The organism is Streptomyces sp. MS06, assembly GCF_047200655.1.
Lineage (GTDB): Bacteria > Actinomycetota > Actinomycetes > Streptomycetales > Streptomycetaceae > Streptomyces.
Window position 1 is genome coordinate 25,516 of the sequence record NZ_JBJZOJ010000045.1, and the last position, 24,537, is coordinate 50,052.

General features: G+C 73.2%; 20 protein-coding genes. 13 read left to right on the forward strand and 7 right to left on the reverse strand.

Going from position 1 to position 24,537, the window contains the following annotated elements:
* Nucleotides 1-119 precede the first annotated feature (119 nt).
* The 5 genes from ACL02U_RS22830 to ACL02U_RS22850 all read left to right on the forward strand — a co-directional run bounded on the left by ACL02U_RS22830 (nt 120) and on the right by ACL02U_RS22850 (nt 2,797).
* Complete coding sequence (locus ACL02U_RS22830) at nt 120-434, forward strand: hypothetical protein (protein ID WP_412792759.1); 315 nt, start codon at nt 120-122, stop codon at nt 432-434.
* A gap of 47 nt (nt 435-481) precedes the next feature.
* Nucleotides 482-1,312, forward strand: coding sequence for a hypothetical protein (locus ACL02U_RS22835; protein ID WP_412792760.1), 831 nt, complete (start codon nt 482-484; stop codon nt 1,310-1,312).
* Entirely contained in the window at nt 1,293-2,003 is a 711-nt protein-coding gene (locus ACL02U_RS22840; RefSeq protein ID WP_412792761.1) for a hypothetical protein, read from the forward strand. The genes ACL02U_RS22835 and ACL02U_RS22840 overlap by 20 nt, the downstream gene beginning before the upstream one ends.
* A 360-nt stretch (nt 2,004-2,363) precedes the next feature.
* Entirely contained in the window at nt 2,364-2,615 is a 252-nt protein-coding gene (locus tag ACL02U_RS22845; RefSeq protein WP_412792762.1) for a hypothetical protein, read from the forward strand.
* 2 nt (nt 2,616-2,617) lie between these two features.
* Nucleotides 2,618-2,797 carry a DUF6480 family protein gene (locus tag ACL02U_RS22850; RefSeq protein ID WP_412792763.1) on the forward strand — a complete coding sequence of 60 codons (180 nt, stop codon included), beginning with the start codon at nt 2,618-2,620 and terminating at the stop codon, nt 2,795-2,797.
* A gap of 271 nt (nt 2,798-3,068) precedes the next feature.
* On the opposite strand, the gene ACL02U_RS22855 is transcribed toward ACL02U_RS22850, so the two are convergent.
* Nucleotides 3,069-5,159 carry a glycosyltransferase family 4 protein gene (locus ACL02U_RS22855; protein WP_412792764.1) on the reverse strand — a complete coding sequence of 697 codons (2,091 nt, stop codon included), beginning with the start codon at nt 5,157-5,159 and terminating at the stop codon, nt 3,069-3,071.
* 204 nt (nt 5,160-5,363) lie between these two features.
* On the opposite strand from ACL02U_RS22855, the gene ACL02U_RS22860 reads away from it, so the two are divergent.
* Nucleotides 5,364-6,716 (forward strand): glycosyltransferase, encoded by a 1,353-nt coding sequence (locus ACL02U_RS22860; protein ID WP_412792765.1) that lies wholly within the window; start codon nt 5,364-5,366, stop codon nt 6,714-6,716.
* A gap of 144 nt (nt 6,717-6,860) precedes the next feature.
* On the opposite strand, the gene ACL02U_RS22865 is transcribed toward ACL02U_RS22860, so the two are convergent.
* Both ACL02U_RS22865 and ACL02U_RS22870 read right to left on the reverse strand, forming a co-directional pair.
* On the reverse strand, nt 6,861-8,927 hold the full coding sequence (locus ACL02U_RS22865; RefSeq protein ID WP_412792766.1) for a putative Ig domain-containing protein: 2,067 nt from the start codon (nt 8,925-8,927) through the stop codon (nt 6,861-6,863).
* Nucleotides 8,928-9,403: 476 nt separating this feature from the next.
* Complete coding sequence (locus ACL02U_RS22870; RefSeq protein ID WP_412792767.1) at nt 9,404-10,342, reverse strand: haloalkane dehalogenase; 939 nt, start codon at nt 10,340-10,342, stop codon at nt 9,404-9,406.
* A gap of 310 nt (nt 10,343-10,652) precedes the next feature.
* On the opposite strand from ACL02U_RS22870, the gene ACL02U_RS22875 reads away from it, so the two are divergent.
* A complete protein-coding gene (locus tag ACL02U_RS22875) occupies nt 10,653-11,291 on the forward strand; it encodes a TetR/AcrR family transcriptional regulator (protein ID WP_412792768.1) in 639 nt (212 codons plus the stop codon).
* Between the two features lie 394 nt (nt 11,292-11,685).
* Entirely contained in the window at nt 11,686-12,666 is a 981-nt protein-coding gene (locus tag ACL02U_RS22880) for a formylglycine-generating enzyme family protein (RefSeq protein WP_412792769.1), read from the forward strand.
* 61 nt (nt 12,667-12,727) lie between these two features.
* On the opposite strand, the gene ACL02U_RS22885 is transcribed toward ACL02U_RS22880, so the two are convergent.
* Together ACL02U_RS22885 and ACL02U_RS22890 are read right to left on the reverse strand one after the other, a co-directional pair.
* Nucleotides 12,728-13,984, reverse strand: coding sequence for a cellulose binding domain-containing protein (locus ACL02U_RS22885; protein ID WP_412792770.1), 1,257 nt, complete (start codon nt 13,982-13,984; stop codon nt 12,728-12,730).
* A gap of 564 nt (nt 13,985-14,548) precedes the next feature.
* A complete protein-coding gene (locus tag ACL02U_RS22890; protein WP_412792771.1) occupies nt 14,549-15,811 on the reverse strand; it encodes a hypothetical protein in 1,263 nt (420 codons plus the stop codon).
* An 835-nt stretch (nt 15,812-16,646) separates the two neighbouring features.
* On the opposite strand from ACL02U_RS22890, the gene ACL02U_RS22895 reads away from it, so the two are divergent.
* The 4 genes from ACL02U_RS22895 to ACL02U_RS22910 are packed head-to-tail and all read left to right on the forward strand — an operon-like array spanning nt 16,647 to nt 19,555.
* The gene (locus ACL02U_RS22895; protein ID WP_412792772.1) at nt 16,647-17,210 is read left to right on the forward strand and encodes an RNA polymerase sigma factor; all 564 of its coding nucleotides are present in this window, start codon (nt 16,647-16,649) and stop codon (nt 17,208-17,210) included.
* Entirely contained in the window at nt 17,207-17,461 is a 255-nt protein-coding gene (locus ACL02U_RS22900) for a hypothetical protein (protein WP_412792773.1), read from the forward strand. The genes ACL02U_RS22895 and ACL02U_RS22900 overlap by 4 nt, the downstream gene beginning before the upstream one ends.
* Nucleotides 17,462-17,513: 52 nt before the next feature.
* A complete protein-coding gene (locus tag ACL02U_RS22905; protein ID WP_412792774.1) occupies nt 17,514-18,191 on the forward strand; it encodes a response regulator transcription factor in 678 nt (225 codons plus the stop codon).
* Nucleotides 18,188-19,555 (forward strand): sensor histidine kinase, encoded by a 1,368-nt coding sequence (locus ACL02U_RS22910; protein ID WP_412792775.1) that lies wholly within the window; start codon nt 18,188-18,190, stop codon nt 19,553-19,555. The genes ACL02U_RS22905 and ACL02U_RS22910 overlap by 4 nt, the downstream gene beginning before the upstream one ends.
* Nucleotides 19,556-19,661: 106 nt before the next feature.
* On the opposite strand, the gene ACL02U_RS22915 is transcribed toward ACL02U_RS22910, so the two are convergent.
* Nucleotides 19,662-20,258: a peptidoglycan-binding protein gene (locus ACL02U_RS22915; RefSeq protein WP_412792776.1), complete on the reverse strand. Its 597-nt coding sequence runs from the start codon at nt 20,256-20,258 to the stop codon at nt 19,662-19,664.
* Between the two features lie 309 nt (nt 20,259-20,567).
* Between ACL02U_RS22915 and ACL02U_RS22920 the strand changes: the two genes are divergently transcribed.
* A complete protein-coding gene (locus ACL02U_RS22920) occupies nt 20,568-21,545 on the forward strand; it encodes a hypothetical protein (RefSeq protein WP_412792777.1) in 978 nt (325 codons plus the stop codon).
* A gap of 144 nt (nt 21,546-21,689) precedes the next feature.
* On the opposite strand, the gene ACL02U_RS22925 is transcribed toward ACL02U_RS22920, so the two are convergent.
* Nucleotides 21,690-23,816, reverse strand: coding sequence for a cellulase family glycosylhydrolase (locus tag ACL02U_RS22925; RefSeq protein ID WP_412792778.1), 2,127 nt, complete (start codon nt 23,814-23,816; stop codon nt 21,690-21,692).
* Nucleotides 23,817-24,537: the final 721 nt, after the last annotated feature.

The following is a 24,537-nucleotide window of genomic DNA, read 5'->3' on the forward strand; positions in this document are numbered from 1 at the left end:
GGGGCGTGCTCGGCGGTACCGCATCCGGCGTAAACAGGGACCGTTCGGGGGCTCGGAGCGCGGGGAGCGGGCACGGTGCGGGAGGTTGCTGAAGTTTTCCGGGGGACGGGGGAGATGCGATGACGGAACCCATGACGTACACGGTGGTCACTCTGGGGCCGTCCGGTGCCGGCAAGACGGTCTATCTGGCGGCGCTGTGGCAGGCGTTACGGCTCCAGCACCCCACGCTGTGCTGCTACCTGACGCTCGACGACCCGGAGCAGGAGCGGCGGCTGGTGCGCACGTACCAGCAGGTCGCCGGACCCGGGGAGTGGCCGCTGCCCACCGACGGCAGGGAGTTCCCCGAGTGGGTGTTCTCGGTGAAGGTGAACAACCAGCAGGGGCATTTCACCGCCATGCGCGTGCGCTACATCGACTACGCGGGGACCGGCTGACCGACCCCCAGGAGGGGAGTCCCGAGCAGCAGCGACTGGACGAGACGATGCGTCACGCCGACGCCTTGCTCGGCCTGCTGGACGGCCGGAAGGTGCTGGAGACCATGCGGGGCAACGGTGACTTCCTCGACCAGGACATGGCCCGGGTGTTCGGCCTGCTCCAGAGCTGCAGCGGCCCGATCCACTTCGCCATCACCAAGTGGGATCTGCTGGCAGGGCATTACTCGCTCAAGCAGGTACGTGACCGGCTCCTCGAGCATCCGGACTTCGACGTCCTGGCCACCGGGCGCCGGGACTGGAAGACGGCGGGCATGCCCGTGCCCCCGGGCCGGATCCGGCTGATCCCGATCAGCTCCGTCGGCAGCAACTTCGCCTTCCTCGGCGCGGACGGCGCCATGCACAAGCGGGCGAACGCCCGTCCCCGCCCGCTCAACGTGGACGTGGGCTTCGCGGCTGTGCTGCCCGACCTGCTCGCGAGGGCCGTGTCGGCGACGAGGGAGGAGGAGAAGCGGGAGAAGCGGGAGAGGCGAGCCGCTGACCGGGCGCGACGGAACGCTGAGCACCAGGGCCCGATGCGTGCCCTGACCAATGTCCTCGCCACTCCTGTCGCGGACCTGCTCACCTCCCGGGGGATCCAGGTCCCCGCACAGGCCCTGGCCGCGTTCGTGGTGGCCACCGTCGAGAGCGCGTCGGACATGATCAAGCTGCCGCCGAACGAGCTGCGCAGGGCACGGCATCTGCAGAAGAGCTTCCGCAGGCGGAGCGTGAACGCCGTGAAGGACGACGCCTCCGCCGCACAGTTCGTCACCCATAAACTGGTGGATCTGCTCGTGGATTTCGAGAGGAGTCCCCAGAACGATGGTACGAACCTCAGTTGACGCGCACGAGCCGACTCCCTTCTGGCCGTTCGTGATCAGTCGCGGACGGACCGCCACCTACCGGGTGGTCGTCGCCCCCGATTTCCTCTGCGAGGCGAGACTGACCGGCGTGCTCTGGGATCTGGCCGGCGGGGAGCCGACCGAACCGGGCCACGCCCGCTACCGCGTGGTCACCGGCACCCGCGCCGGGGACTTCGTGCTCATGTTCCGGGTGCTCCTCGCCAACTCGCTCGCCGATCCGGCGCTCGGCGCCCCCGGGCGCGACGAGCACGGGCGCCGCATCCCCGTCATCAGCGGAACGATCGAACGCGGCACCGCCTTCTCGTCGGAGACCCGCACCGGGGTACTGGACGAGGCACACCGGCGCTGCCTGCCGGCCCTGCGCGGGTTCTGGAGGAAGGACGACAGCGCGGTACGCCCCGAGCCGGCCCAGGCCTTCCTCGGTGCGCGGGGCGAGGGCGAGAGGGTCGCCTGGGAAGAGCTTCCCGCCTTCAGCATGCCGAGCGACGACACGGCATCGGACGACGGATGCGAGAGCAAGGGTCCCGGCTCTGACGAGAGCGACGGTCAGGAAGAGCCGCAGCTTGCCTCGGACCCGCGCCGCTACGGCCGGCGATGGCGGGTCGCGGCAGGGTTGGCGGCGGGGGCGGCGGCCGGTTGGGCAGCCGTCACCCGCCGGGGCTGGAGATGACCGACTCGGACGGCCGGATCCCGGGCTCCCGTCCGCGGTGACGGACACGCCGTTCCCGGCCCTGAGCAGGCACCGTCGTCGCCGCTCGGGCTGCGTGAGCCTTCCCGGCGCCTGAAGGTCGGGAAGGTTCGCGGCCTGCAAGGCCGGGGCACCTCGGCCGAGCCGGTGACGGTTCCGCACCCCACTGGCTGGTGGGGAGAGCGGCGCGAGGCGACGGCGGACGCACCCTCTGGAACGCGAGGGAGCGAGGCCGCATCCGCAGGGCGCCGACACCGCGAAGAGGACAGTGCAGTACGTCCTGATTTGCGGCATTCATGGCGCGATGCGGACGTGACTCCCCCGACCGCCCGAGGAGTTTTCATGATCGTCAAGAAGTTGCACGAGGCCGGTGTCCGCAGCGAGCACGCCTATCTGGCCGCTTCCGTGTCGATCGGTCTCTCCCTCGCCTCCTGGCTCACCTCCAGCAGGAACGAGAGCCTGGAGCGCGCGGACCGCTGGGGCATCTTCGTCGGCGAGTGGGCCCCGACGTTCTTCGGACTGGGCCTCGCCCTCGCGAACTACGAGGACGGGGGGCCGTCGGGCGCCGCCTCCTCCACCGGTACGGAGGTGTGATCATGGCTCGTCCGCTGCCTCCTCCCGGCGAGACTCCCCCGGCGGAGGGCTCGACCTCCGGAGCCCACCGCGAGCGCCCGGACGGCGGCGTCTGGGAGCACCCGGGTGCCTGGCTGGCCCTCGTCACGCTCGGCTGTCTGATGGTCGCCGGATTCTTCCTGCTGCGGCTGTTGTCCCTGTGAGGTGATCGCACACTCCGGCGTCGGCCCGCTCTCGTCCCGAGGGCGGGCCGGCGTACGTCTCGGACAGGGACGTCGTCTCGGAGGGTCAGACCCCGGCTGCCGCGTCGGACAGGCAACTCCCGGCTGCCGCGTCGGACAGGCAGCTCCCGGCTGCCACGGCTGCCACGGCGACCGCCGGTCGGGGGCCGGCGGTCGAGGGCCGCCGGTCGGGAGCCGCCGGTCGGGAGCCGGCGGTCGGGAGCCGGCGGGAGTCGGTCGGGTCGGCCGGCCGTCACAGGCAGGCGGCGGTCAGCGCTCCGTCGGCGGTCTCCGCGTACACGTCCGCGAGGGAGCGGGCCATGTCGGTCACCGAGAAGCGGCCGGTCACCGTGTCGTGCCCGGCGCGCGCCAGTCGGGCGCGTTCCGGCTCGGGCAGCGCGGCGAGTCGTCGCAGGGAACGGGTCAGCGCGGCAGGGGTGGAGGTGTCCAGGAGCAGGCCGTTGACGCCGTCGCGCAGGTAGTGGGCGACGCCGCCGCGGCGCGGTCCCGCGGCGGGAAGTCCGGCCTCCATGGCTTCCAGGACCGCGATGCCGAACTCCTCCTTGGCGCTCGGGCACAGGTACCAGCTGCGGATCCGGTGTGCCGGGTCGGCGAGGGCGTGCTCCAGGCGCCGCACCCGGTCGTTGGGCATGGCCGGCACGACGGCGAGGCGACGGGCGGCCGAACCGCGCTGCGCGACCAGGCCGCGCAGCCTCGCACGTATGCGCTGCTCGTCCGCGCTGGGACGCGCGACTGCGCCGCCGACCAGCACCAGGGTGGTCGTGCGCCACAGGTCCGAGGCGAGCCAGGCGTGCACGAGCTGCTCCTGCTGCTTGACCGGATGCAGACGGCCCACGCTGAGCAGCAGGGTCAGGTCCCGGTCGGCGGGAGCGAGCGTCTCCGGGCGGTCGCCCCCCGCGAACAGCTCCGCTAGCAGTGCCCGGCGGGCGCGGTCCTCGTCGTGCGCCGGGGTGTAGGGGGCGATGCCCTCGGACGGTGCCGGCGGCCCGGCGGGACCGTAGCGGGGGCCGAGCGTCGGGAAGTGCCGGACCAGTTCGCGGGGCCCTTCGGGGCCGGGTATCCCGATCACGGTGTCGGCGCGGTCGACGAGCCGGTCGGCGAGGAACACCCGGTGCAGGTCGTCGCGGAGCCGTTCGCCGCGGTCGGCGTCGCCCGGGGCCGCCGCGCCGTACGTCTCGGCGAGCCGCCGGTGCGGGTCCGGCGCGGCGGTGAAGACCAGGCGGGTGCCGAGCCGGTCGGCGGCCTCCGCCAGGGCGAGGCTGCCTTCGTCGGCGTACCGGACGTGCACGACGTCCACCGGCCGGCCGAGGCCACCCAGCAGCCGGGCCGCCCACCAGGCGAGCGCCGGGCGGTGCGCGGCCATCCGCTGCTGCGGAGGCGGTACGGCGGCGTCCACCGGCAGCCGGAGGACCCAGTGGCCCGGCCGGCGCTCACGCAGCAGTCGGGGGTCGGCCGCCAGGTCCTCGTGCCCGGCGGCCACCACGGTGATCACGCCGGCCACGCCGTCGGTGCCCGCGAGCGCCTCGCCCAGGGATCCGAGCAGTACGGACAGCCCGCCGCTCTGTCCCTGACCGGGCGTGTCCAGACAGCCGAGCAGCATGCTCTGCGCCACCAGCAGGCCCGGCCGGCCGGGGTCGACGGAAAGGGGGGCTCGCGGGCCGAGCAGCAGGGCTTCGTACGGGTCGGCCGCCGCGGCCGGCGGCGGGAGATGCGGATCACCGAACGGGTGGTCGTGCAGGTAGCGCCATACGGCGTGCCGGGTGGTGCGGTCTGCCCGCTCGGCCAGGCGGGCCGCCTCCTGCGGGTCGAGCGGCCGCAGTCCGGACGACGTGGCGAGGTCCAGCAGGAGCACCGTGCACGGCGTGCGGAGCATGGCTCCGGCGAGCGCGCCGCGCAGCGCCTCGCGGGCCCACTCCGGGCCGTGCGCGGCGACGGCGCCGGGCCACATCTCGGTGAGTGCCGCGGCGAGCCTCGGTCCGCCGTCCGCATGGGCCAGCAGCGCCTCCGGGGTGAGGGGGACGGCGAGTCGGCAGGCGTGCCGGAGCGAGGCGACCACGGCGTCCTCGCGGCCGAGGCCGGAGGCGGGCGCGGTGGCGGGCGCGGGCGGTGTGCACCGGGGGCGCGGCCCGTACTCGGCTCGGAGCAGGAGGGCGAGGTCGTCGCTCGCGGTGTCCGGCGGTTCCGGCGCGCCGGGGATACCGGCCGGGGACCGGGTGAAGAAGGCTTTGCGGGCGGCGACCAGCGGATCCTCCGCCGCGCCGTGTGGTGCCGGCACGGTGCGGTCGTGGGGCCACGGGGTTCCGGCGGACACGGCGACAGACACATCGGCTCCCTCGTTCGGGGGTGGTCGCCAACGTTTTCGCCCGCCGCGTACCGGCCGGATGCACCGCGGGGGCCATGACCGGCGGGTCCTGGGGACGGGGCGTCCGCCGCACCGATGCTTCCGGCCTGCGCGCCGTGCGGGATGCGGTCCATCGGGGCGCTGGACCGTGCATCCGGGGGTCAGCGTGCCGGAGAAGGGAGGGGCATGGCACGTGTCGTCGTCGTCAGCCCGCCCTTCTCCTCGCACGCCGTCCCGCTCGCGGACCTGGCGGCGGCGCTCGTCGCCGAAGGGATCGAGGTGCATTTCGCCTGCGCTCCCGCGTTCGAGGAGGTGGCCGCGCGGGCCGGCGCCGCCTTCGTCCCGCTCAGGGTCACCGCCAACGCCAACACCGGCGTGGCGGAGGCGACGGAGCAGGGCGCGCGGGAGGCGGCCCGGTTGGCGGAGTTCCTGGCGGCGACGCGCGGGGGTGCCGTTCGGACGCTCCTCACCCAGGCCCGCCACCGGCAGGCGGACCTGCTCGCCGATCCGAGCGGCGTCCACGCGGCCGTGCGCGGGGTGCACGCACGTCTGCGCCCGGACTGGTACGTCGTCGACCAGCTCAGCTACCCGGTGACGCTGGCCCTGCACTGCCTGGGACTGCCGTACGCCACCTTCTGCCCGGGCCACCCGACGTACGTGCTCTCCGGTTCCGAGGCGTTCTTCGGAGTCCCCTACGACTGGCCGGACGCGCTGCGCCCCGGCACGGCGCGGCTCACCGCGCTGGAGAACCTGGCCCGGGAGAACGATCTCCTGTTCAACGCCCTGTTCTCCGCCTTCGCCCGGGAACGGGCGCCCGGTGCGCCGGAGCCCGGCAGGGCGTTCGCGCTGACCTCACCGCACGCCGTGGTCTACGGCTATCCGGCACTGCCGTGGCTGCCCGGACGGCCCGACGGGCCCGTGCACCTCTTCGCCGGGCACATGGCCGGCACCGCGGGGGAACCGGACGCCGACTGGGCGGGGCGGCTGGCACGGCTGCGGGCCCGTGCCCGGCGGGTCGTACTGGTCGCGCTGGGCACGTTCCTGTCCGCCCGCGACGACGTGCTGCGCACCGTGGCCACCGGCCTGCTGGACGGCACCGACGACACCGCCGTCGTGGTGGCCGCCGGGAACCGCCGCGACGCGCTCGCGGACCTCGAGGGCGAGCGTGCCGTGGTCGTGCCGGAGGTGCCCCAGCGGCAGTTGCTGCCGCAGGTGGACGCGATGGTGCACCACGGCGGCAGCAACTCGTTCACGGAGTGCGTGGCGGCGGGTGTGCCGGCGCTGGTCCTGCCGATGTCAAGCGACCAGTTCAGTGTGGCGCGGGACGCCGAGCGGGCCGGACTGGGAATCGTGCTGGATCCGAACGCGCTCAGGCCCGATCGGCTGCCGGCGGCTTTGGACGCGCTGCCCGCGCACACCTCTTCGGCGCTCGCCCGCTGGACGCCCGAGGTACGCGGTCGGGGCCCGCGTTGGGCGGCGCTGCGGTTGCTCGACGCGATGGCCGAGCGCCCCGCGTACGGCGAGCGGGCCGCCGGCTGATCCGGGACCACCGGGGGTCTCGGGGTCGCCGACCGATCCGGGACCGGGGGTCCAGCGGATGGGGTCCGGGCAGACGGCGGTCCCGCACGCGGACGGCTTCCGCGTGCGGGACCGGTGCTCACCCGGAGGGAGCCTGGTGCGGGGTCAGCCGATCGTCAGGGCCGTGTCGTCGACGACGAAGCTGGTCTGGAGCGAGTAGTCCTCCACACCCTTGAACTTCAGGGTGACCGTCTGGCCCGCCAGCGAGGACAGGTCGAAGGTCTTCAGGTGGTACCCGGAGGCCTCGTCGAGGTTCGAGTACGTCGCCAGGGTGGTCGAACCCGCGGTCACCGTCAGCTTGTCGTACGCGGCGCTGCTGGTGTACTCGGAGGAGTCGATGTGCAGGTAGAAGGTGAGGGTGGCGCTGCAGCCGGCCGGGATGGTCACCGACTGGGACAGGGTGTCGGTGTGCGAGCTGCCGTACCCGTCGAGCCACGCCTTGTAGGAGCCGCTGCGGGCGGGCTCACCACTGGAGGTGGTGATGACACCGCTGGTGGCGCTCCAGCCGGAACCGCCCGACTCGAAGCCCGGGTCGGACAGCAGCTGGGACGAGGTACAGCCGCCGGAGGAGCTGACGGTCCAGGTGAACGACGTGGACCCGGAGGCGCCGGTGGAGTCGGTCGCGGTGACCGTGACCTGGTAGGTGCCCGCAGTGGACGCCGTGCCGGAGATCAGGCCGGTGGAGCTGTTGATGGAGAGCCCGGTCGGCAGGCCGGAGGCGCTGTAGTCGAGGCTCGCGCCGGCGCTGTCGGTGGCGTTGATCTGCAGGCTGACCGAGCTGCCGGCGGTGGTGGACTGGCTGCCCGGGTTGGTGACGCTGACCGTGTTGCCGCTGGAGGTGCCCGCGGTGAAGGCGGCGGTGCCGTTCGGGGTGCCCCAGCCGGTCGGGCCGTCGTATCCGGTGCCCGCGGTGCAGAAGTACGAGGTCGAGCAGGAGCCGTTGTTGCCGCTGGTGACGTCGTACAGGTTGCCGGTGTGCTGGTACGGGTACTGCGCCGGGTAGTCGCCGCTGCCCGGGGTACCGGCGAGGGCGTAGACGCCGGCGATGATCGGGGCGGAGGCGCTGGTGCCGCCGTAGACCGCCCAGCCGGAGCCGCCGTAGGTGTCGTAGACCGCCACGCCGGTGGCCGGGTCGGCGACCGCGGAGACGTCGGCCTCCATGCGGCGCGAGCAGCCGCTGTCGGTCTGCCAGCTCGGCTTCGGGTCGTAGGCCGAGCAGCCGGAGCCGGTGCCCTCGGTGGAGTTGGTCTTCCAGACCGACTCGCTCCAGCCGCGCGAGTTGGAGGACGTGGTGAGTGCGGTGCCACCGACGGCCGTCACGTACTGCGAGGTGGCCGGGTACTCGGCGCCGTAGGCCGAGTCACCGGAGGAGACGGTGATCGCGACGCCCGGGTGGTTGAAGTAGGCGGAGTCGTCGCTGGTCTGGGAGGAGGACTCGCCGCCGCCCCAGCTGTTGGAGACCACGTCGGCGCCGAGCGCGACCGCTTCGTTCTCGGCGGCGCCGAGGTCGGCCATGGTCGCGGAGTCGGCCTCGACCAGGATGATGTCGCAGTTGGGGCAGACGGCGCTGACCATGTCGATGTCCAGCGCCTCCTCACCGGCCCAACCGGAGTTGTTGGAGGGCAGGTTGGTGGTCGAGCCGGTCTGACTGACCTGCTTGAAGCAGCCGTTGGACTTGGTGCAGGAGGACAGGCCGAACTGGGACCGGTAGGTGGCGAGGTCCGACTCGGCGTTGGGGTCGTTGTAGGCGTCGACGATGGCGACCGTCAGGCCGGAACCGCCCGTGCTGGGCAGGTTGTAGGCACTGTGCAGGTTGGCCGGGGAGAGTCCGGAGGGCGCGGCCGCGAGGGCGGCGGACAGGCGCTGCTCGATGTCGGTGCGGCGCTGGGCGAAGCAGGACGCATGCCCCGGCGCGGCGGTGGCGCACAGGTGGGTCGTGGGGACCCGCTGGCCGGCCTTGCCGGTGGAGTGGTACGCCTGCCGCGCGGGGGCGGTCAGTGCCTTGGCGTTCTGCGCGGTCTTGGCCGCGTGGGGTGCGGGGGCGGCGGCCGGGGCCGCCCCTGCCGTCGGTGCGGCGACGAGGCCGGCGACGGTGAGCGCGAGTGCGGGGAGGGCGACGGCGGCGAGTCTTCGCAGACCGGGCCGCGGACTGCTCGGGTGGGGCTCACGCATGGGGTACTGCCTCCGGTTGACGTGGGGATTCGCACTGGATGGGCAGGCCCGTGACACGCGTAGCGGCGGCGAGACCGCGTAGTCATGAGCATGACATTCACGCCTGCATGTCGAGTGACTGAGACATGACAGGGCGTGCCAGGAACATAGTTCCGCAGCGCGCCGACCGGCAGTACCGCAGCGAATTCTTTGCTACTCCATAGGATGCGGTTGGCCGCTTCATTGGCTGGATCTGGTGTGGACTTGACGCGGTGTATCCGGGGGTCCGGCCGGCAGACCGGCCCACGGTGACCGCGAGCCGGTTCCGCGCCCCGCGTCAAGGACCGAGGTCCAGGACGGAGCACCGAGCACCGAGCACCGAGCACCGAGCACCGAGCACCGAGCACCGAGCACCGAGCACCGAGGAGGGTGACCGGACCGGCGTCCGGAATGCGTGCCGCGTCACCGGCCCCCGGCAACCCCCTCCGTCAACCTCGTCAACCCCGCACCGCGGGACGGGCAGTGTCGGCGATGAAGCGGTTCACCACCTCGGCGAACTCGGGCCCCCGGTCCTCCTGCAGGAAGTGCCCGCCGTCCTCGATGGTGGTGTGCCGCTGCCCGCGGGCCCCCGGGACCTGCTCCCGGAAGATCCGGTCCAGGCCCGACGTGATCGGGTCCTGGTCGCTGAACGCGCACAGGAGCGGCTTGTCGAAGCCGTGCAGGACCTCCCAGGCCTTGCGGTTCGGTCCGGCGGCGGGATCGTCGGGCGAGATCGGCACCAGGACCGGGAAGCGGCGAGCGCCCGCCTTGAAGGAGTCGTCCGGGAACGGCGCGTCGTAGGCCGCCGTCACCTCGGGGGCCAGGTCGCTCCGGCATCCGGAGTTCACGATGGATCCCACATGCAGCTCGGGCGTCTTCTGGCTGAACTCGCGCCACTTCAGGAACGCCTCCGACGGCTCGCCGTCCCCGGTGGGCAGGAAGGTGTTGGCCACGACGACCCGGGAGAACCGGTCGGGGTGCTCCGCCACCAGGCGGAGCCCGATGAGCCCGCCCCAGTCCTGGCACACGAGCGTGATGTCACGCAGGTCGAGACGGTCGAACAGGGCCTCCCGCATCCAGTCCACGTGGCGCTGGTAGGTGTAGTCGGAGCGGGCGGCCGGCTTGTCGGAGCGGCCGAAACCGACCAGGTCGGGAGCGACGCACCGATGCCCCGCCCGGCTCAGGGCCGGGATCATGTGCCGGTAGAGGTAGGACCAGGACGGCTGACCGTGCATCAGCAGCACCGTCTCGCCGGAGCTGCCGGCGCCCTCGTCCACGTAGTGGACTCGCAGCGTGTCGCCGCTGCCGTCCCCCGCCGCCACGTCGGCGTAGCCCGGAGCGAAGGGGTAGTCGGGCAGGTCGTCGAAGCGCGCGTCGGGCGTGCGCAGGATCTCCATGATCGGGGTGCCTCCTGTGGATTCCGGGTACAGCAACTCGCCGCAGGACAACCGGACAACCGGACAACCTGAACAACCTGACAACCGGACGACGGGCAACCGGCCGCCCGGACGCCCGAGCAACCGGATGCCTGGGCGGACACGGAGCGTCGGGCCGGCCGGCACCCGGAGCGTCGGAGCGGGTCGCCTCATGGAACGGCTCCGGGAACGACTCCTGGAACGATCGTTTCAAGATACAGGCGGCAGGGCGCCCGCACCAGGGCCGCCGAAGATATCCTGGAATCCTCAGTCCAGGATCGCGAGGTGAGACGTGCCGAACATCAAGCACTTCGACACGGAGGCGACGCTGGACACGGTGGTGCGCCTCTTCTGGCGCAACGGGATGGTCGCGACCGGAATCCAGGACGTGGTCACGGCCACCGGGCTCAACAGGTCCAGCCTCTACGCCACGTTCGGCGGCAAGCAGGAGCTGTACCGCGCGGCGCTGCAGCGCTACGCCGACCGGCTTTCCCGGCCGAGGTTCCGGCGCGTCGCCGAGGACGGGCGCGGACTTCCCGCGGTGCTCGACTTCTTCACCGAGCTGATCGAGGCGACCTGCCACGGGGAGTACGCCCGCTGGGGCTGCATGGTCTCCAACGCCCACGCGGGCACCGAGAGCAGCGACCCGGAGGTCCGCGCCCTCCTCGACCGCCAGTACGTCGAACTGCGGGACTCCTTCCACGCGGCGCTCACCACGGCGGTCCGCCTGGACCAACTGGATCCGGGCGTCGACCCGGGTGCCGTGGCGGAGGCCCTCGCTCTGCTCACCCACGGGGTGAACCTGCGCTCGCGGGCCGGAGTCGACGCCCGCACCCTGCGCGGCACGGTGGCCGCGACCCTGGACGCGATCGCCGGCCGCGGAACGGCCGGGGAGAACTTCACGGCGGACCCGCCGGCACCCGCCGGCTGACCTGGCGCCGGTCTGCCGACCGGGCAACGGTCCTCCCGCCGGCCGGGCAACGGCCGGGCAACAGTCCTCCAGCCGGCCGGGTATCGGTCGACCGTCCGGGGGAGCATGTCGGCCGTCCGGGGGAGCATGTCGGCCGTCCGGGCGGGCGAGCCTCGGCCATCCGGGCGGCCGCCCTCGGCGGTCCCCGCGACGCTACCGGAGCGGGGCCGCCCCGGACCGTAGACTTGCAAGGCCCGCCCGCTCGACGCCGGTCGCCGGCGGCGGAGCGGAAGCCGGCGGGTACACACCCCCACATGACACCGGGCGCGGCACCCGGCCGCGGAGCCCCGAGCGCACAGCCGAGCGGGCCCGCAGGCGGGGTCACCGCCGGCCCGCGACGCGAGGACGCCCCCGCATGACACACCCCCACCGCCCCTGCTGCCCACCGGCGACCGACTCCCCCGCCGAGCCGGCGATGCCGGCCCCACCGGCACCGGCTCCCGGGCCCGGTCCGGACACCCGGCAGCAATCGACCCGCGGCCAGGTCCGGCTGCCGGGCGGCGAGTTCTCGATGGGGGACGCGTTCGACGAGGGATACCCCGAGGACGGCGAGACCCCCGTGCACGAGGTACGGCTGGCCCCCTTCCACATCGACGAGACCGCGGTCACCAACGCCCGGTTCGCCACGTTCGTCAAGGCCACCGGCCATGTCACCGATGCCGAGCGCCACGGCTCCTCGGCGGTCTTCCACCTCGCCGTCGACGCCCCCTCGGCCGACCTGCTCGGCAGGGCCGCGGGGGCACCCTGGTGGATCAACGTGCGCGGAGCCCACTGGCGCCGACCCGAGGGTGCCCGCTCGAGCATCGCCGAACGTCAGAACCACCCCGTCGTCCAGGTCTCCTGGAACGACGCGACCGCCTACGCCCGGTGGGCGGGCAAGCGCCTGCCCACCGAGGCGGAGTGGGAGTACGCGGCCCGCGGCGGCCCGGCCGGCCGGCGCTACCCCTGGGGGGACGAGCTGACTCCCGGCGGCCGCTGGCGCTGCAACATCTGGCAGGGCGAGTTCCCCCACACCAACACGGCCGAGGACGGCTACCTGGCCACGGCACCGGTGAAGTCCTACCGACCCAACGGCTACGGCCTGTGGAACACCTCCGGCAACGTGTGGGAGTGGTGCGCCGACTGGTTCTCGCCCACCTACTACGCGCACTCCTCGGTGGAGGATCCCCGCGGCCCGGCGCAAGGGACGTCACGAGTCATGCGCGGGGGCTCCTACCTGTGCCACAACTCCTACTGCAACCGCTACCGCGTCGCCGCCCGATCCGCCAACACCCCGGAGTCCTCCTCCGGCAACCTGGGCTTCCGCTGCGCCAACGACGCCTCCGCCCCGGCGTAGCACGCCGGCGCGGCACAGCCGCCGCGGTGCGCCGCGCCGGACCGGACATCCCCTTCCCGGTTCAGCAACCGATGGGGTCGGGACCGACGGCGACATCGTCGAACCACAGCGTGTCGTCGCCGCCGCCGTAGCTCTCCCAGCCCAGGCGGAGGGTGGTCGGGCGCGGCGGGGTGGTGCGGCTGAGCCACTGGCTGTCGACGTCCTGCGTCGGGACGCCGTCCAGGTGCAGGCCGGGCACCTCGGTGTCGCCGAGGTAGGTGTCGGAGGACTGCTGCGTGGTGTCGATGCGGAAGCGCAGGCACACCCACTGCCCGGTGGGCAGCGGCCGGGACTGCGCCACCCCGGCCGGGCTCTGCACCGGGAGGGTCGCGTCGTCGGACTGCCGGTTCCACTGCAGGGCGCCGTTCTGGCCGCCCAGGCGCAGGTCCTTCCCGCCGTCGGCGGCGTCCGCCAGGGTGATCGCCGCGACGTGCGAGGCGGGCAGTGCGGTGGTGTGCCGCATCCAGAGCCGCGCGTACAGCACCGGCCGGATGCCGGAGACGTCCCGGGTGGTGGCGGCGAAGACGTGGTTGCAGTAACCGGCGTGCCCGTCGATGCGCAGCGAGCGCGTACCTGTGTGCGCCACCGAGGTGTCGATGACGGCCCGACCGCTGCCCTGGCAGTCGGGGGTGACGACCTGCCAGCTGCCGCTCGGCTCGGGGCCGGACTGGTCCTCGAATCCCGAGCAGACGACCGCGGTCCCACAGCCGGTGGGGGTCGGCGAGCCGGTCGGCTCCGACGGGCTCGGGGAAGCGGTCGGGTTCGTCGGGCTCGGGGAGGGGGACGGTGAGCCGCCGGGCGTGCCGGAGGGGCTGGGCGAGGCGCTCGGATCCGGCTGGCCGGGGTCGTTGCAGGAGGCGCCGTTGAGCGCGAAGTGGGCCGGCGGCGCCGCCGCTGTCCCGGTGCCCTGCAGTCCGAAGTCCACCGACCCGCCGGTGGGCAGGTCGCCGTTCCAGGCCGCGTTGGTCGCGGTGACGTCCCTGCCGGACTGAGTGACGGTGGCGTTCCAGGCCGCGGTGACCTGCTCGTCTCCCGTGTAGGTCCAGGTGAGCTGCCAACTTCCCGCAGCAGGACCGAGATTGGTGACGTGGATCTGCGCGGTGAAGGCACCGGTCGAGGGGTACGCGGTGTAGCTGACGTCGCAGCCCTGGCCGGCGGCCTCGGAGGCCGACGGCCGCAGCAGACCGGCGCCGAGGGCCAGCAGGGCGACGGCACCGACGGCTGTGAGACCGCGGAGCCGTGTGCGGATACGACCGAGGACGGGAAGTGGGGTGGACATGGTGGCGGATCTGCCTCCTGTCATGGATGCGCCGACGGTGGAGCTCGTGAGGGGTGCGCGCAGGCAGAACTGGGCGGGGGCGCTTCCGGCTGGAGACCCGGAGCGCAGACGCCCGGGGGAAAGGAACGCCCCGGAAGGTATTTCCGCGCTCGGCTGGCTCCCTGCACACTCACCGTGGAAGCGCTCCCACGCTCCTGAAGGTAGTGCAGCGGCACAGGCCCAGCAAGACCGGGAGAGGGGAAATTCAACGGTGTAATCGACATGTTCTCGAAGCGAATTGACGATGAGAACGGAAGGAATCCGCTCGGGCGTTGTGCAGGTGTTGCTGGAGCCCTTTCTGCCCCTTCCGCGAGGGTTGCCCCTTGTGCGGCAGCCGCATCCGGTCGACTTTGCCCGCACCGTGCGGGCACGCCTCGCAGCGGCTCGACGTGGCACGCGCAAGGGATGGGTGCGGGACGACCGGAAGGCGGTCGCGGAGAGGCTTTTCGGCGGGAAGGGAACGAAAGGCCCGCCGGCAGTGCGGGGAGTTTTGCCTGCACTGCCGGCCGGGTGGCGTGGAGGCGGTCAGAGGTTGGCGCGGAAGTGGTCGAAGACGGCCGCGCCGTCACGGCAGAGCTGCTGGTAGGCCTTGCCGAAATTGGTGCCCGCCGACCCGTCGGTGGTGTAGCCGGCCAGGCCTCCGGTCTCCATCAGCAGGAAGGTGGCGCCGTCGGAGAAGTCCGGGGTGCCGTCGGACTTCCGCTTGACCCGCAGATACTTACCGAGGCCGGTGTCCGGGATGCTGTTGTCGACGTGGCATTGGCCCTTCGCCTGGTCGACGAACTTCTGCCCGGCGGCACCGACCTCGACGAGGTCGATCCTGCCGGCGGCGGCCATATCGTGCAGGTAGGAGCAAGCGGCCCTGTCCTTGCTGCAGTTGTACTTGCCGGAGTAGCCGGGGCTGCTGACGGTCCAGTGGGTGACGACGCGCACCTTCGACAGGTCCGCGGGGGCGTGGGTCTCGATCCAGCGGACGGCGAGGGCGGTCTCCGTCATCGGGGCCCAGTTGAGGACGGTGAGCCCGCCGGCGCGAATCGCGTCGACGAGTTCGCCGACGGTCCCGGGCCTGGTGCCCTTGAGGCTGTTGTAGTCCTTCCCGCAGGTGGAGGACTTGGTGAGGGCGGGGATGCGGGACGCGAAGGCGTCGTGCGCATAGCGGTACGCGGCACCGCAGTCGATGTGCACGGTGGTCGAGCCGACGGAGACCTCGGCGATGTCGAAGTCGTCGGCGTAGGTGCCGAGAGCGGCCATGCTGACGATGTCGTCCTTGTCGGTCCCGCCACCGGGCACGCTCAGGTCGCTGAGCACCCACACCTTGGGGCGGGAGCCGGCGGTCGGTGTCGGTGGTGGCGTGGTGGGTGCTGCGGCGCGCTGGACGACAATGCGGCGGAGGCGGTCGTTGAGCGGTGTGCCGCACAGGTCGCGGTCCGCGGTGAGCGTCAGAGCGGGCCGGGTGGCGGTGGGGCTGTCGAACAGCAGGGCCCGGTAGCCGGGGGCGACGCGCACGGCGGAAACGTCGCGGTCGGCAGGGGTGCCCTGCAGGTCGTGGGCGCCCACCGAGAGCGAGCGGGGGTTCCACTGGGTGCCGCGGCCGAAGCCGCAGAGGTCGAAGATCCGCGCGGGCGCGGCGGCGGACCCGGACACCGAGGCGGAGACGGGCGTGGAGGCGGAGGCTGAGGCGGACGGCTGCGCGGCCATCGCGTAGGTGCCGATGCCGGCGAGGGCCAGGACACCCGCCATGGCCAGGGGCAGGCGGTGGCGGCGGAGACGATGACGTCGTCGGGTCATGAGCGGTTCCGTTCCGTTGGCTCGAAGGTGAGCGGGACGGACGCAGTGCCCGGCGAGGGCGGCCGTCCCGAAGAGCACACTCCGCGGTCCGGTCCGGGGTTTCGCCGGTGCGTGTCCCGGCGGCCCCCGGGTGGGACACGCACCGGCCACCAGACACGGGACGGGGGCAGCCAGGCGGACACGCGGGCCGGGAAACCGGTGCGCCGGGTGCGGAGTGTCGTTCCCGGACACCGAACGCGAGCGGCTGCCGGCGCGGCGGCCGACCCCCGTTCGGAACCTCCGACCGCCGACACCTCGGGCGCGCCCGCACCGGTTGCGGGCGCACCCCAGAAGCCAGGGAGTTCCCGCCATGCCCGACCTCCGCATGCGAAAAGGCATCCGGTCCACCACCGCCGGCCTGATCGCCACCGTCTTCCTCGGGGCGTTGGCGATGACGACGCCGGACCGCGCCGACCGCACGCCGCAGGCACCGGCGCACGCCGTCTCCGCCCCGCGAACGGCCCCGCCCGGGCCGCGCTCTGGGCCGCCGGCACCCGACTCGGCCTCGACGGAGGGCGCCGGAACGGGTCTGCGTTAAGGGAGCGTTGTCCCGTCCACTGCGCCGCGTTCACCCTGGCGGAACGCCTGGTCCCCGGCCACCGGGCCGGACAGGATCTCCCCGGACGGTGATCGTCCGCCCCTCCCTCCGCGGTGCCCGGGTTGCGCCTGACGCCTCGCTCACCGCGGAGGGCCCACAGGCCCGGTCCCTTTGCCCCGCCCCCCGGGAAAGGGACCGGGCCGCCGAAGCGGCCGGCGGCGTCGCGCCAGCGGAGAGACCGTACGCGAGGAGCATCGGGTGAGTGACCCAGCACACTTCGAGCAGTTCTACGCCACCACCTTCCGGCAGGTCGTCGGGCACGTCTACCGCATCACCGGGGACACCCACGCCGCCGAGGAGTGCACCCAGGAGGCGTTCTCCCGCGCGGTCGTGCGCTGGGACCGCGTCGGGGCGTACGACGCGCCCTGCGCCTGGGTGCGCCGGGTCGCCCACAACCTGGCCTGCACCCGCATGCGCCAGGCGAAACGCGCCAGGGCCGCCCTGGTCCGCCTCGGGCCCCCGGCCGCCCAACCTCCGGTCGGCGAGCACTCCGTCCTGGTGGTGGCCGGAATGCGCGCGCTGCCGTTGAAGTACCGTCAGGTGCTGGTGCTGCACCATCTGCTCGACCTCCCGGTCCGCGAAGTCGCCGAACGGCTCGGTCTTCCCGAGGCGACGGTGAAGACACGACTGGCGCGCGGCCGGCGCCACCTCGCCGACGTACTCGTCCACGACGACGATCCCCCGCACACCGCGGTGAACCGCGCCGCTCCCCGCGGCGCGGCGCGGCGCCTGACCGGGCACCGCGGGCGGGCGGGCCGGTGAGCGGGCCGACGGCGGCACGCGCCGGTGCGCGTGACGTCCCGCTGTGGGAGGTCTGCATCCCGACACTGCGCCTCGACGCCGGCCGTGCGGTGAGGGGCTGTCAGATCCGGGTGCTGCCGGCCGGCCGCCCGGTGGAGGCCGAGCGCATGGCGCTGGACCGGGCCATGGCCCCCGGCACCCTGCAGCACCGCAGGAACGCCGAACTCGAGGTCCGGCACCTGCTCGTGTACGCCTGGCGGAAGGGATGCTGAGCGGTCCCGGCAGGGCGTACGAAACCGTCTCCCTCTCCTCTACGGTTGCCGCATGTCCACGGTTCTGATCGTCGAGGACGACACACTCGTGCGCGACGCCCTCGCCCGGTCCCTGGTGACGGCCGGCTACTCGGTCACCGCGGTCGGCACCGCGATGGAGCTGATGCGCCGGCTCGTGCCGCAGTATCCCGATCTGGTGGTGCTCGACCTGGGGCTGCCCGACCTGGACGGCGGTCAGGTGCTGAGGATGATGCGGGCAGTCAGCAGGGTCCCCGTCATCATCGCGACGGCCCGCGCGGACGAGGCGGAGATCGTCCGACTGCTGCGCGACGGAGCGGACGACTACCTGGTGAAACCGTTCTCCGGTGAGCAGCTCGCCGCGCGCGTGCTCGCGGTGCTCCGCCGTGCGGGGCAGGCGCCGCCGGACCGGCTCCAGGTGGGCGACCTGGTCATCGACGTGACACGACGGGAGGTCTTCCTCCGGAACGTGCCCCTGGAACTCAACCGCCGGGAGTTCGACCTGCTCGCGTATCTCGCCCGGCGCCAGGGCGCCGTGGTCACCCGCCGCGAGCTGCTGACCGAGGTCTGGCGGGGCAGCGACGTCTACGACCGTGCCATAGACGTCCACGTCTACTGGCTGCGCCGCAAGCTCGCGGAGAGCGGCGGCTCGCCGGACTGGCTGCAGACCGTCCGCGGCGTCGGTCTGAAACTGGCGGCGCCGTCGACATGACGCTCCGGACCTGGCAGATGCGCCTCTCCCTCGGCATCGCGCTGCTGACCGCGCTCGCCTTCGCCCTCCCCCTGGCCTACGCGGCCCGGCAGCAGGCGGTGGACCGGGCCCAGACGCTGTCCGAGCGCCGGGCCTCGGCCCTGGTGACCGTCCTGGCGGCGACCCGCGACCCGGACGCCGTGCGGGCCGCTTGGCGCAGTACGGGGGCGGACGCGGTCTCCACCTGCGTCCGGCTGCCGGACGGCGTCGTCGTGGGGCGATGCCCGGCCCCGGAGTCCGCCGCCGTGGAGGCGACGGGGAGGTCGCGCGGGTTCCGGGCCGGTACGGCGGACGGGCGGCAGGTGCTCCTGCTGCCCGTGTCGCTGCCCGAGGGCGGCACCGCGGTGGTGGAGTCCCTCGTGCGTGAGGACGAGCGGCGGGACGGTGTCGCGGCGGCGTGGACGGTACTGGGGGCGGCGGTCGCCGCACTGACGCTGATCGCGGTCCTGGGTGCCGACCGCATCTCCCGGCGCCTGGTCGGCTCGTCCGCCGACCTGGTGCGCGCCGCGGGCGCCGTCGGCCAGGGGCGGCTCGGGGTCCGGGTGCGGGTCGGCGGACCGCGGGAGGTGCGGGAGGTCGCGACCGCGTTCAACACGATGACCGACCGCATCATCCAGCTGATGCAGTCGGAGAGGGAGTTCGCGGCCGACCTGTCGCACCGGCTGCGGACGCCGCTGACCGCGCTCAAGCTGGACCTCGACCTGCTCGGCGGACCGGAGGCGGACCGGCTGCGCGCCGCGGTGACCGCACTCGACCACGAGGTCACCCATCTCATCGGGCTCACCCGCGCGGGCATCACCGACCCTGCGGCCTCCGGCCCGCAGCACAGCGACCTGACCGCGGTCGTCGGAGCCCGGATGCCCTTCTGGGAGGCGCTGGCCCACGCCCAGGACCGGCCCTGCGAGGTGACCGTCGCCGACGGTCCGCTGGGGATCGGCCTCTCCGAGGAGGAACTCGTGGCCGCGCTGGACGCCCTCCTGGGCAACGTCTTCCAGCACACCCCGCTGGGCACCGGATGCGCGGTGTTCGCGGGTCTGCTGGACGGGGTCCCGGCGCTGGTGGTGGAGGACGCGGGTCCGGGCATAGCGGAGTACCTGACGGCACGTCAGCGCGGTCTGAGCGGGGGCGCGTCGAGCGGGCTGGGACTGGACATCGCGGCCCGGGCGGCCGAGGACGCCGGTGGTCGGCTGGTGATCGGAGGCGGCGGGCCCGGCGGGGCACGGGTCGAGCTCCGGCTCGGCCCCGAGCTGCCCGCGAGCGGGCGCCGCGGCCCCGGCGGCCGGAGGCGTCCGGAGCCACCCGCGACGGCGTGCGCACCGGCCTGACCGTGCGCCAAGAGGCCTGCCGGTCCTCCCCTTCGTGTCCCGCGGTGTCACTGCGGGCTCGTCCCCGACGGGTGGGGGTCGACGGCCACGTTGCCGGCGGCCGCCGTCAGGTCTCGGACTCCAGGGCTGCTCTGGTGGCGGGACCGTAGACCCCCGGGGGGTCGGTGCGCACGCCCCGGAGGGACTGGTAGTTCTGTACCGCCGCCTCCGTCGGCTGGTCGTACACGCCGCTGAGCGGTGTGGTGTCGATGCCGGCCTTCCGCAGGCGCTGCTGCAGGTCGTACACCGCCTCGCCCCGGTCGCCGCGGGCCAGTGTCCGGGGTTGGTCGTCCGTCGCGCCCTCCGCCCCCGGTCCGCCGTTCCCGATCGCCGTCGGTGAGGCGGTGGGGGCGGTGTCGCCCGGCACGGAAGGTGCCGGGCGGTTCGCGGGCGTACCGGAGCGGGACCGTGTCCCGGACGCCGCGGCGGAGGGATCCACGCCGTCCGAAGGGGGTTCGGTCCCGCCGGGCGGCGCGGTCGTCGACGCCCGCGGAGGCGGGGCGAGGAGCTGCGGCGGGTCCGGCGGATCAACCGGACGGCCGAAGAGCCCGACCAGCGCCACGGCGAGCAGGCCGAGGGTCCCGACCGCGGCCGCGATCCACAGACGGCTCCCGTTTCCGCGAGCCCGGCGGGCGGGGGCCTTGCTCGTGCGGTGCTGCGCCATGGCCGAGTGACCTCACCCTTTCCGGCGACGATCTGGTGGCCCCGAACGGAGGCCGGGCGAAACGCGGTTGGGCCGTCGCGCCGTCCGGCGATGCCGTGCGAGGGCCGGATGCGCTCCCGCCGAGAGGAGTCTAGCTTCGCGGGCTCCGGTGGCCGCGGTGGACGGTACGACCGGTCGGCGTGCCTCCGGCGGGAGCCTGCGTCATGCGGCCGGGGGCGAAACCCCGCCGGGTCGTACGGAGTGTCGTTGCCGGGGACGGACGGTCCGTCGTCCGCCCCGCTTCAGTCCTCCCGACGAAAGGTCACCCCCATGGCACGACACAACCGCCGCCCCCACCGTCGGCTGAAGGCGGCCGGGGCCGCCGCGGCCGCCGCCGCGGTGGTGGCGGCCGGTTCGGTCGCCCTCGCCAGTACGCCCGGACAGCAGCGCGCGGCCGGACCGGTGGTGGCGGGCGGAGTCGCGACCTACCGCTCCGACGCGACCATCGGGCACCTGACGGTGCCGGCGTCCTGGAAGAAGATCGTGATCGGCGCGGGGGTCACCCTCCGCGGCAACTTCCTCATCCCGTCCGAACGCACCGCCCCGCTGACCATCCGGGGCGAGAACGCCAGGACGTCGAAACTGGTGGGCGACGGCGGCCATGTCAAGGACCCGGACTTCGCGGCCGTCTCGACCGGCGCGAGCATCGATCTGACGCTGAGGAACTTCACCTCTCTGGACCCGCGCTTCTACCACGTCCTGGCGAAGCGGGCGAAGGTGCTGGCCTCCGGGATCCGCGTCATCGACGACCGCGACGACTACCACAACAACTCCGACGGCTTCGGAGGCGGGAGCGGGTCGGTGATCGAGAACTCGTACTTCGACACCTGGGACGACACGTTCAAGCTGTACAACGGGGACCTCACGGTGCGGAACACCACCGTCCTCCACAACGGCAACGGGGCCCCGGTGCAGATGGCGTGGGGCGACTACGGCCACGGCACGCTGATCGCCGACGGCCTCACGGTCGTGTCCCACTCCCCGAACCACTACAACCAGGGCGTGTTCTCCTGGGCCGGGGGGACGCAGCCGGACAGCCGGACGATCAGGCTGACCGGCGACGGACTGGTCCGGAGGACCGCGGCGGGCATGCGGACCGCGCCCCTGTACGTGTGGAAGGACGGTGTCAGCAACAAGACGATCCACGTGGTGGGCGGGGTCTGCTCCGAGCTGCGCAGCACCGCCGCCAACACCGTGCTCGGGAAGGGGGCGCGGAACGACAGGGTCCGCGTCACCGGCTGCGCCTGACGCCACCGCGCCGGGAGAGCGACCGCCCGTCCGCCCGCCCCGGGGAGAGCCTTCTCCCCGGGGCGGGCGGGTGCTACGGGCCCCCGGCGCCCGGACCGTGAAGCCCTGGACCGGGCCACGGTGCCCCGGACGGTGGAACACCGGTCAGCGGGGCTCGAGGCCCCAGGCCAGTTCGTCGCCGGCGTAGGCGGTGATGTTCGCCGCCTCGACGTAGGGACCCGAGGGGCCGTGGCTGTAGTCGTCGGTCTCGTCGAAGTCCGACCAGTCGGCCTTGCTCGCGCGGAGCTGGATGTCGCCGGTGTCCGCGCCCGGAGCGAGGGTCCCGCCGGTGAAGGAGACCTCGAGGTAGGCGTCGGCACCGTCGAGCGGCCGGCTCAGCGTCCGCACGGCCGGCTTCACGTCGGCGCAGCCCAGGGCCGCGTAGTCGCACCAGGCGTTCACCGGGGCGTCGCCGTCGCGGGTGAACCAGTAGCGGACCGTGACGCCGGCCAGGTCGACGGGCCGGTCACTGCTGTTGACGACGCGCAGGTGGGGGCGGAGGGCGCTGTCCCCGGTGGAGTCGTCGCCGCTCCGGTACAGCACGGTCAGGTCGCCGCTGGGGACGCCCGGCTCCTGCGTCGAGACGGTGAGAGGGGCCGAGGCCGCGGAGGTGTTGCCGGCCGCGTCACGCGCCTTGACGGTGTACCGGTGGGCGGTGCCGGCGGCGAGGTCGCGGTCGACGTAGCCGGTGTCCGTCAGTGGCCCGGCGACCTTGGTTCCGTCCCGGTAGACGTCGTAGCCGGTGACCCGGACGTTGTCGGTGGCCGGATGCCAGGCGAGGGTGACCCTGTTGGTGGTGGAGGTGGCGGACAGCCCGGTCGGGGCGGTCGGGGCTTCGGTGTCGGGCCCCGGCGCCTGGCCGGTCGCCTCGGACAGGCTGATGCCGGTGGTGCTGCCCTGGCCGCCGAGCGGCACCTGGTGGTCGAGGCTCACGAACTTGCCGTCCTGCTGCCACAGCGCGGGCTTGAGGAAGGCGTACTTCTCCTCGTCCCAGGTCGTCCAGTCGCTGTCGAGCAGGCCGCCGGTGTCACCGGAGTTGGGGTTGAGGCACCAGAAGGTGTGGCTGAGGTTCTCGTCCTCGATGAGTCCCCGCAGCGCGGTCATCCACTTCTGGTTGGGGCCGCCGTCCAGGTGGCCGCCCCACTCGCCGATCAGCAGGGGTGCGGTGTTCTGCTTGTGGAGGTAGAGCCAGTTGGGGTCCCACACGTCCCGTTCGAGCGTCCCGCGGTTCCAGTCGCCCTCGAACCAGGGCTGCGGGAACACCGCCGGCCCGTAGTCGTGGGGCGAGTAGACCAGCTGCGACTGGTGCGCGCCGAGGTCCACCGGGTGGTCCTTCGCACCGCGGAGGTTGCCGCCCCACCAGTCGTTGTAGAACGCCTTCGGGTCCGGCGAGTCCCAGCCGGTGCCGTCCTTGGGGTAGGTCTCGATGCCCTCGCACAGGATGAGGACCTTGGGGTTGACGGCGAGGATGCGGCGCCCCGCCGTCTGGCAGGCGTTCTTGAAGTTGTCGGTGTCGGTGCTGTCGTCCCACTTGGCGTGCGGGTCCTGGTCGGCCTTGCCGTGCGGTTCGTTCTCGATGTCCATCGCGACGACGGTGTCGTCGTTCTTGTACCGGTCGGCGGCCCACTCCCAGGCCTGGTAGAACTTCTCGGGGGTGATCGACCCCTTCCACCAGACCGGGTAGACGTGGCCGGAGTTGTCCGCCTCGGCGCTGTGGACGTCGAGCATCACCTTCAGCCCGTAGCGCTTGCACAGTTCCAGCCAGTGGTCGAAGATCTGCAGCGTGCTCATGCCGGCGAGTTCGGGATTGGCGGCCGCGTTGATGCCGGTGGCCGCGGACAGGTTCCCGGCCCGCCACTCGAGCAGCAACTGCGTGGAGATCGGCACCCGGACGATGTTGATGCCGCGCTCGGCCATCTGACGGGTGACCGTCTCGAGGTTGGCGGTCCACAATCCGTGGAAGACCCGTTCCGAGGTGTTGAACCCGAACCAGTTGACCCCGGTGAGGCGGACCGGCTTGCCTGCCTCGTCGACGATCAGACTGCCGTCCGCGTGCAGCCAGTCGCTCGCCGGTGCGGCGGCGGCCGCGGGCTGCTCCTGTGCGGGAGCCGAGGCGGCCGAGGCCGCGGTCGTGAGGGCGGGTGACGCTGTCAGGGCAAGGCCCAGCAGCACGGAGGCGGTGCCCTCCAGCACCCGCCGGACGTGCTTTGCGGCGGAGGGTGGCGCAGGCATGGGTGTCTCGCTTTCTGTCGGGTGACGGTGTTCTCGGTGGCGCGGACTCGGGCGGGCGAAGGGGCGCGTGCGGAGGCGCCGCCCGCGATGGGTGATCCGGGTGCCGCGCCACCCGCAGTGGGTGACCCCGTCAGGTGGGACGGCAGCCCGGCCCCGGCGCACCGGGGTTCCGCCGAGGCCGGCTCCGGTCCGCGGCGAGGCCGCGGTCGGACCGGTCCCCGGGCGGGCCGGAGGCAGGGGCGGGCAGCAGGGCAGCCCTGGTGCCGTCCCGGCGACAGGCGCCGGGACGGGGCCGGACGGCGGGTGGCGGGGCTGTGGAGTGGATCGGCGGAAGCGGCACACGCGGCACCCGGCGCGGGGGCGCGTGGTCCGGCGGCCCGGCACGGAGGGCAGCGTGTGCCCCCGTCGGCCGGGCCGGGAGGGTCGCCCGTCTCGGCACGGGGCGACCGGGTGAAGCGCCCACCGGCGAGTGAACCGGCGGGAGTTGCGGAACAGCGGAATCATCGCGGCGCGGTGACATGTAGCCAGTGGCGGTCGGCGGCTGTCAAGGGGCGCGCGGAAGATCGACCGCGCCCGGCCGCGGTACCTGCCCGGCCGCGGTACCGCCCTGTCCGGTGTCTTGACCGGGGGCTGCGCGGGCTACATGATGCAGAGCGATGGGAGCGCTCCCATAAGCGAGCGCCGATCCGCTACCCCACCGGAACACCGGGCGACCCGCAGT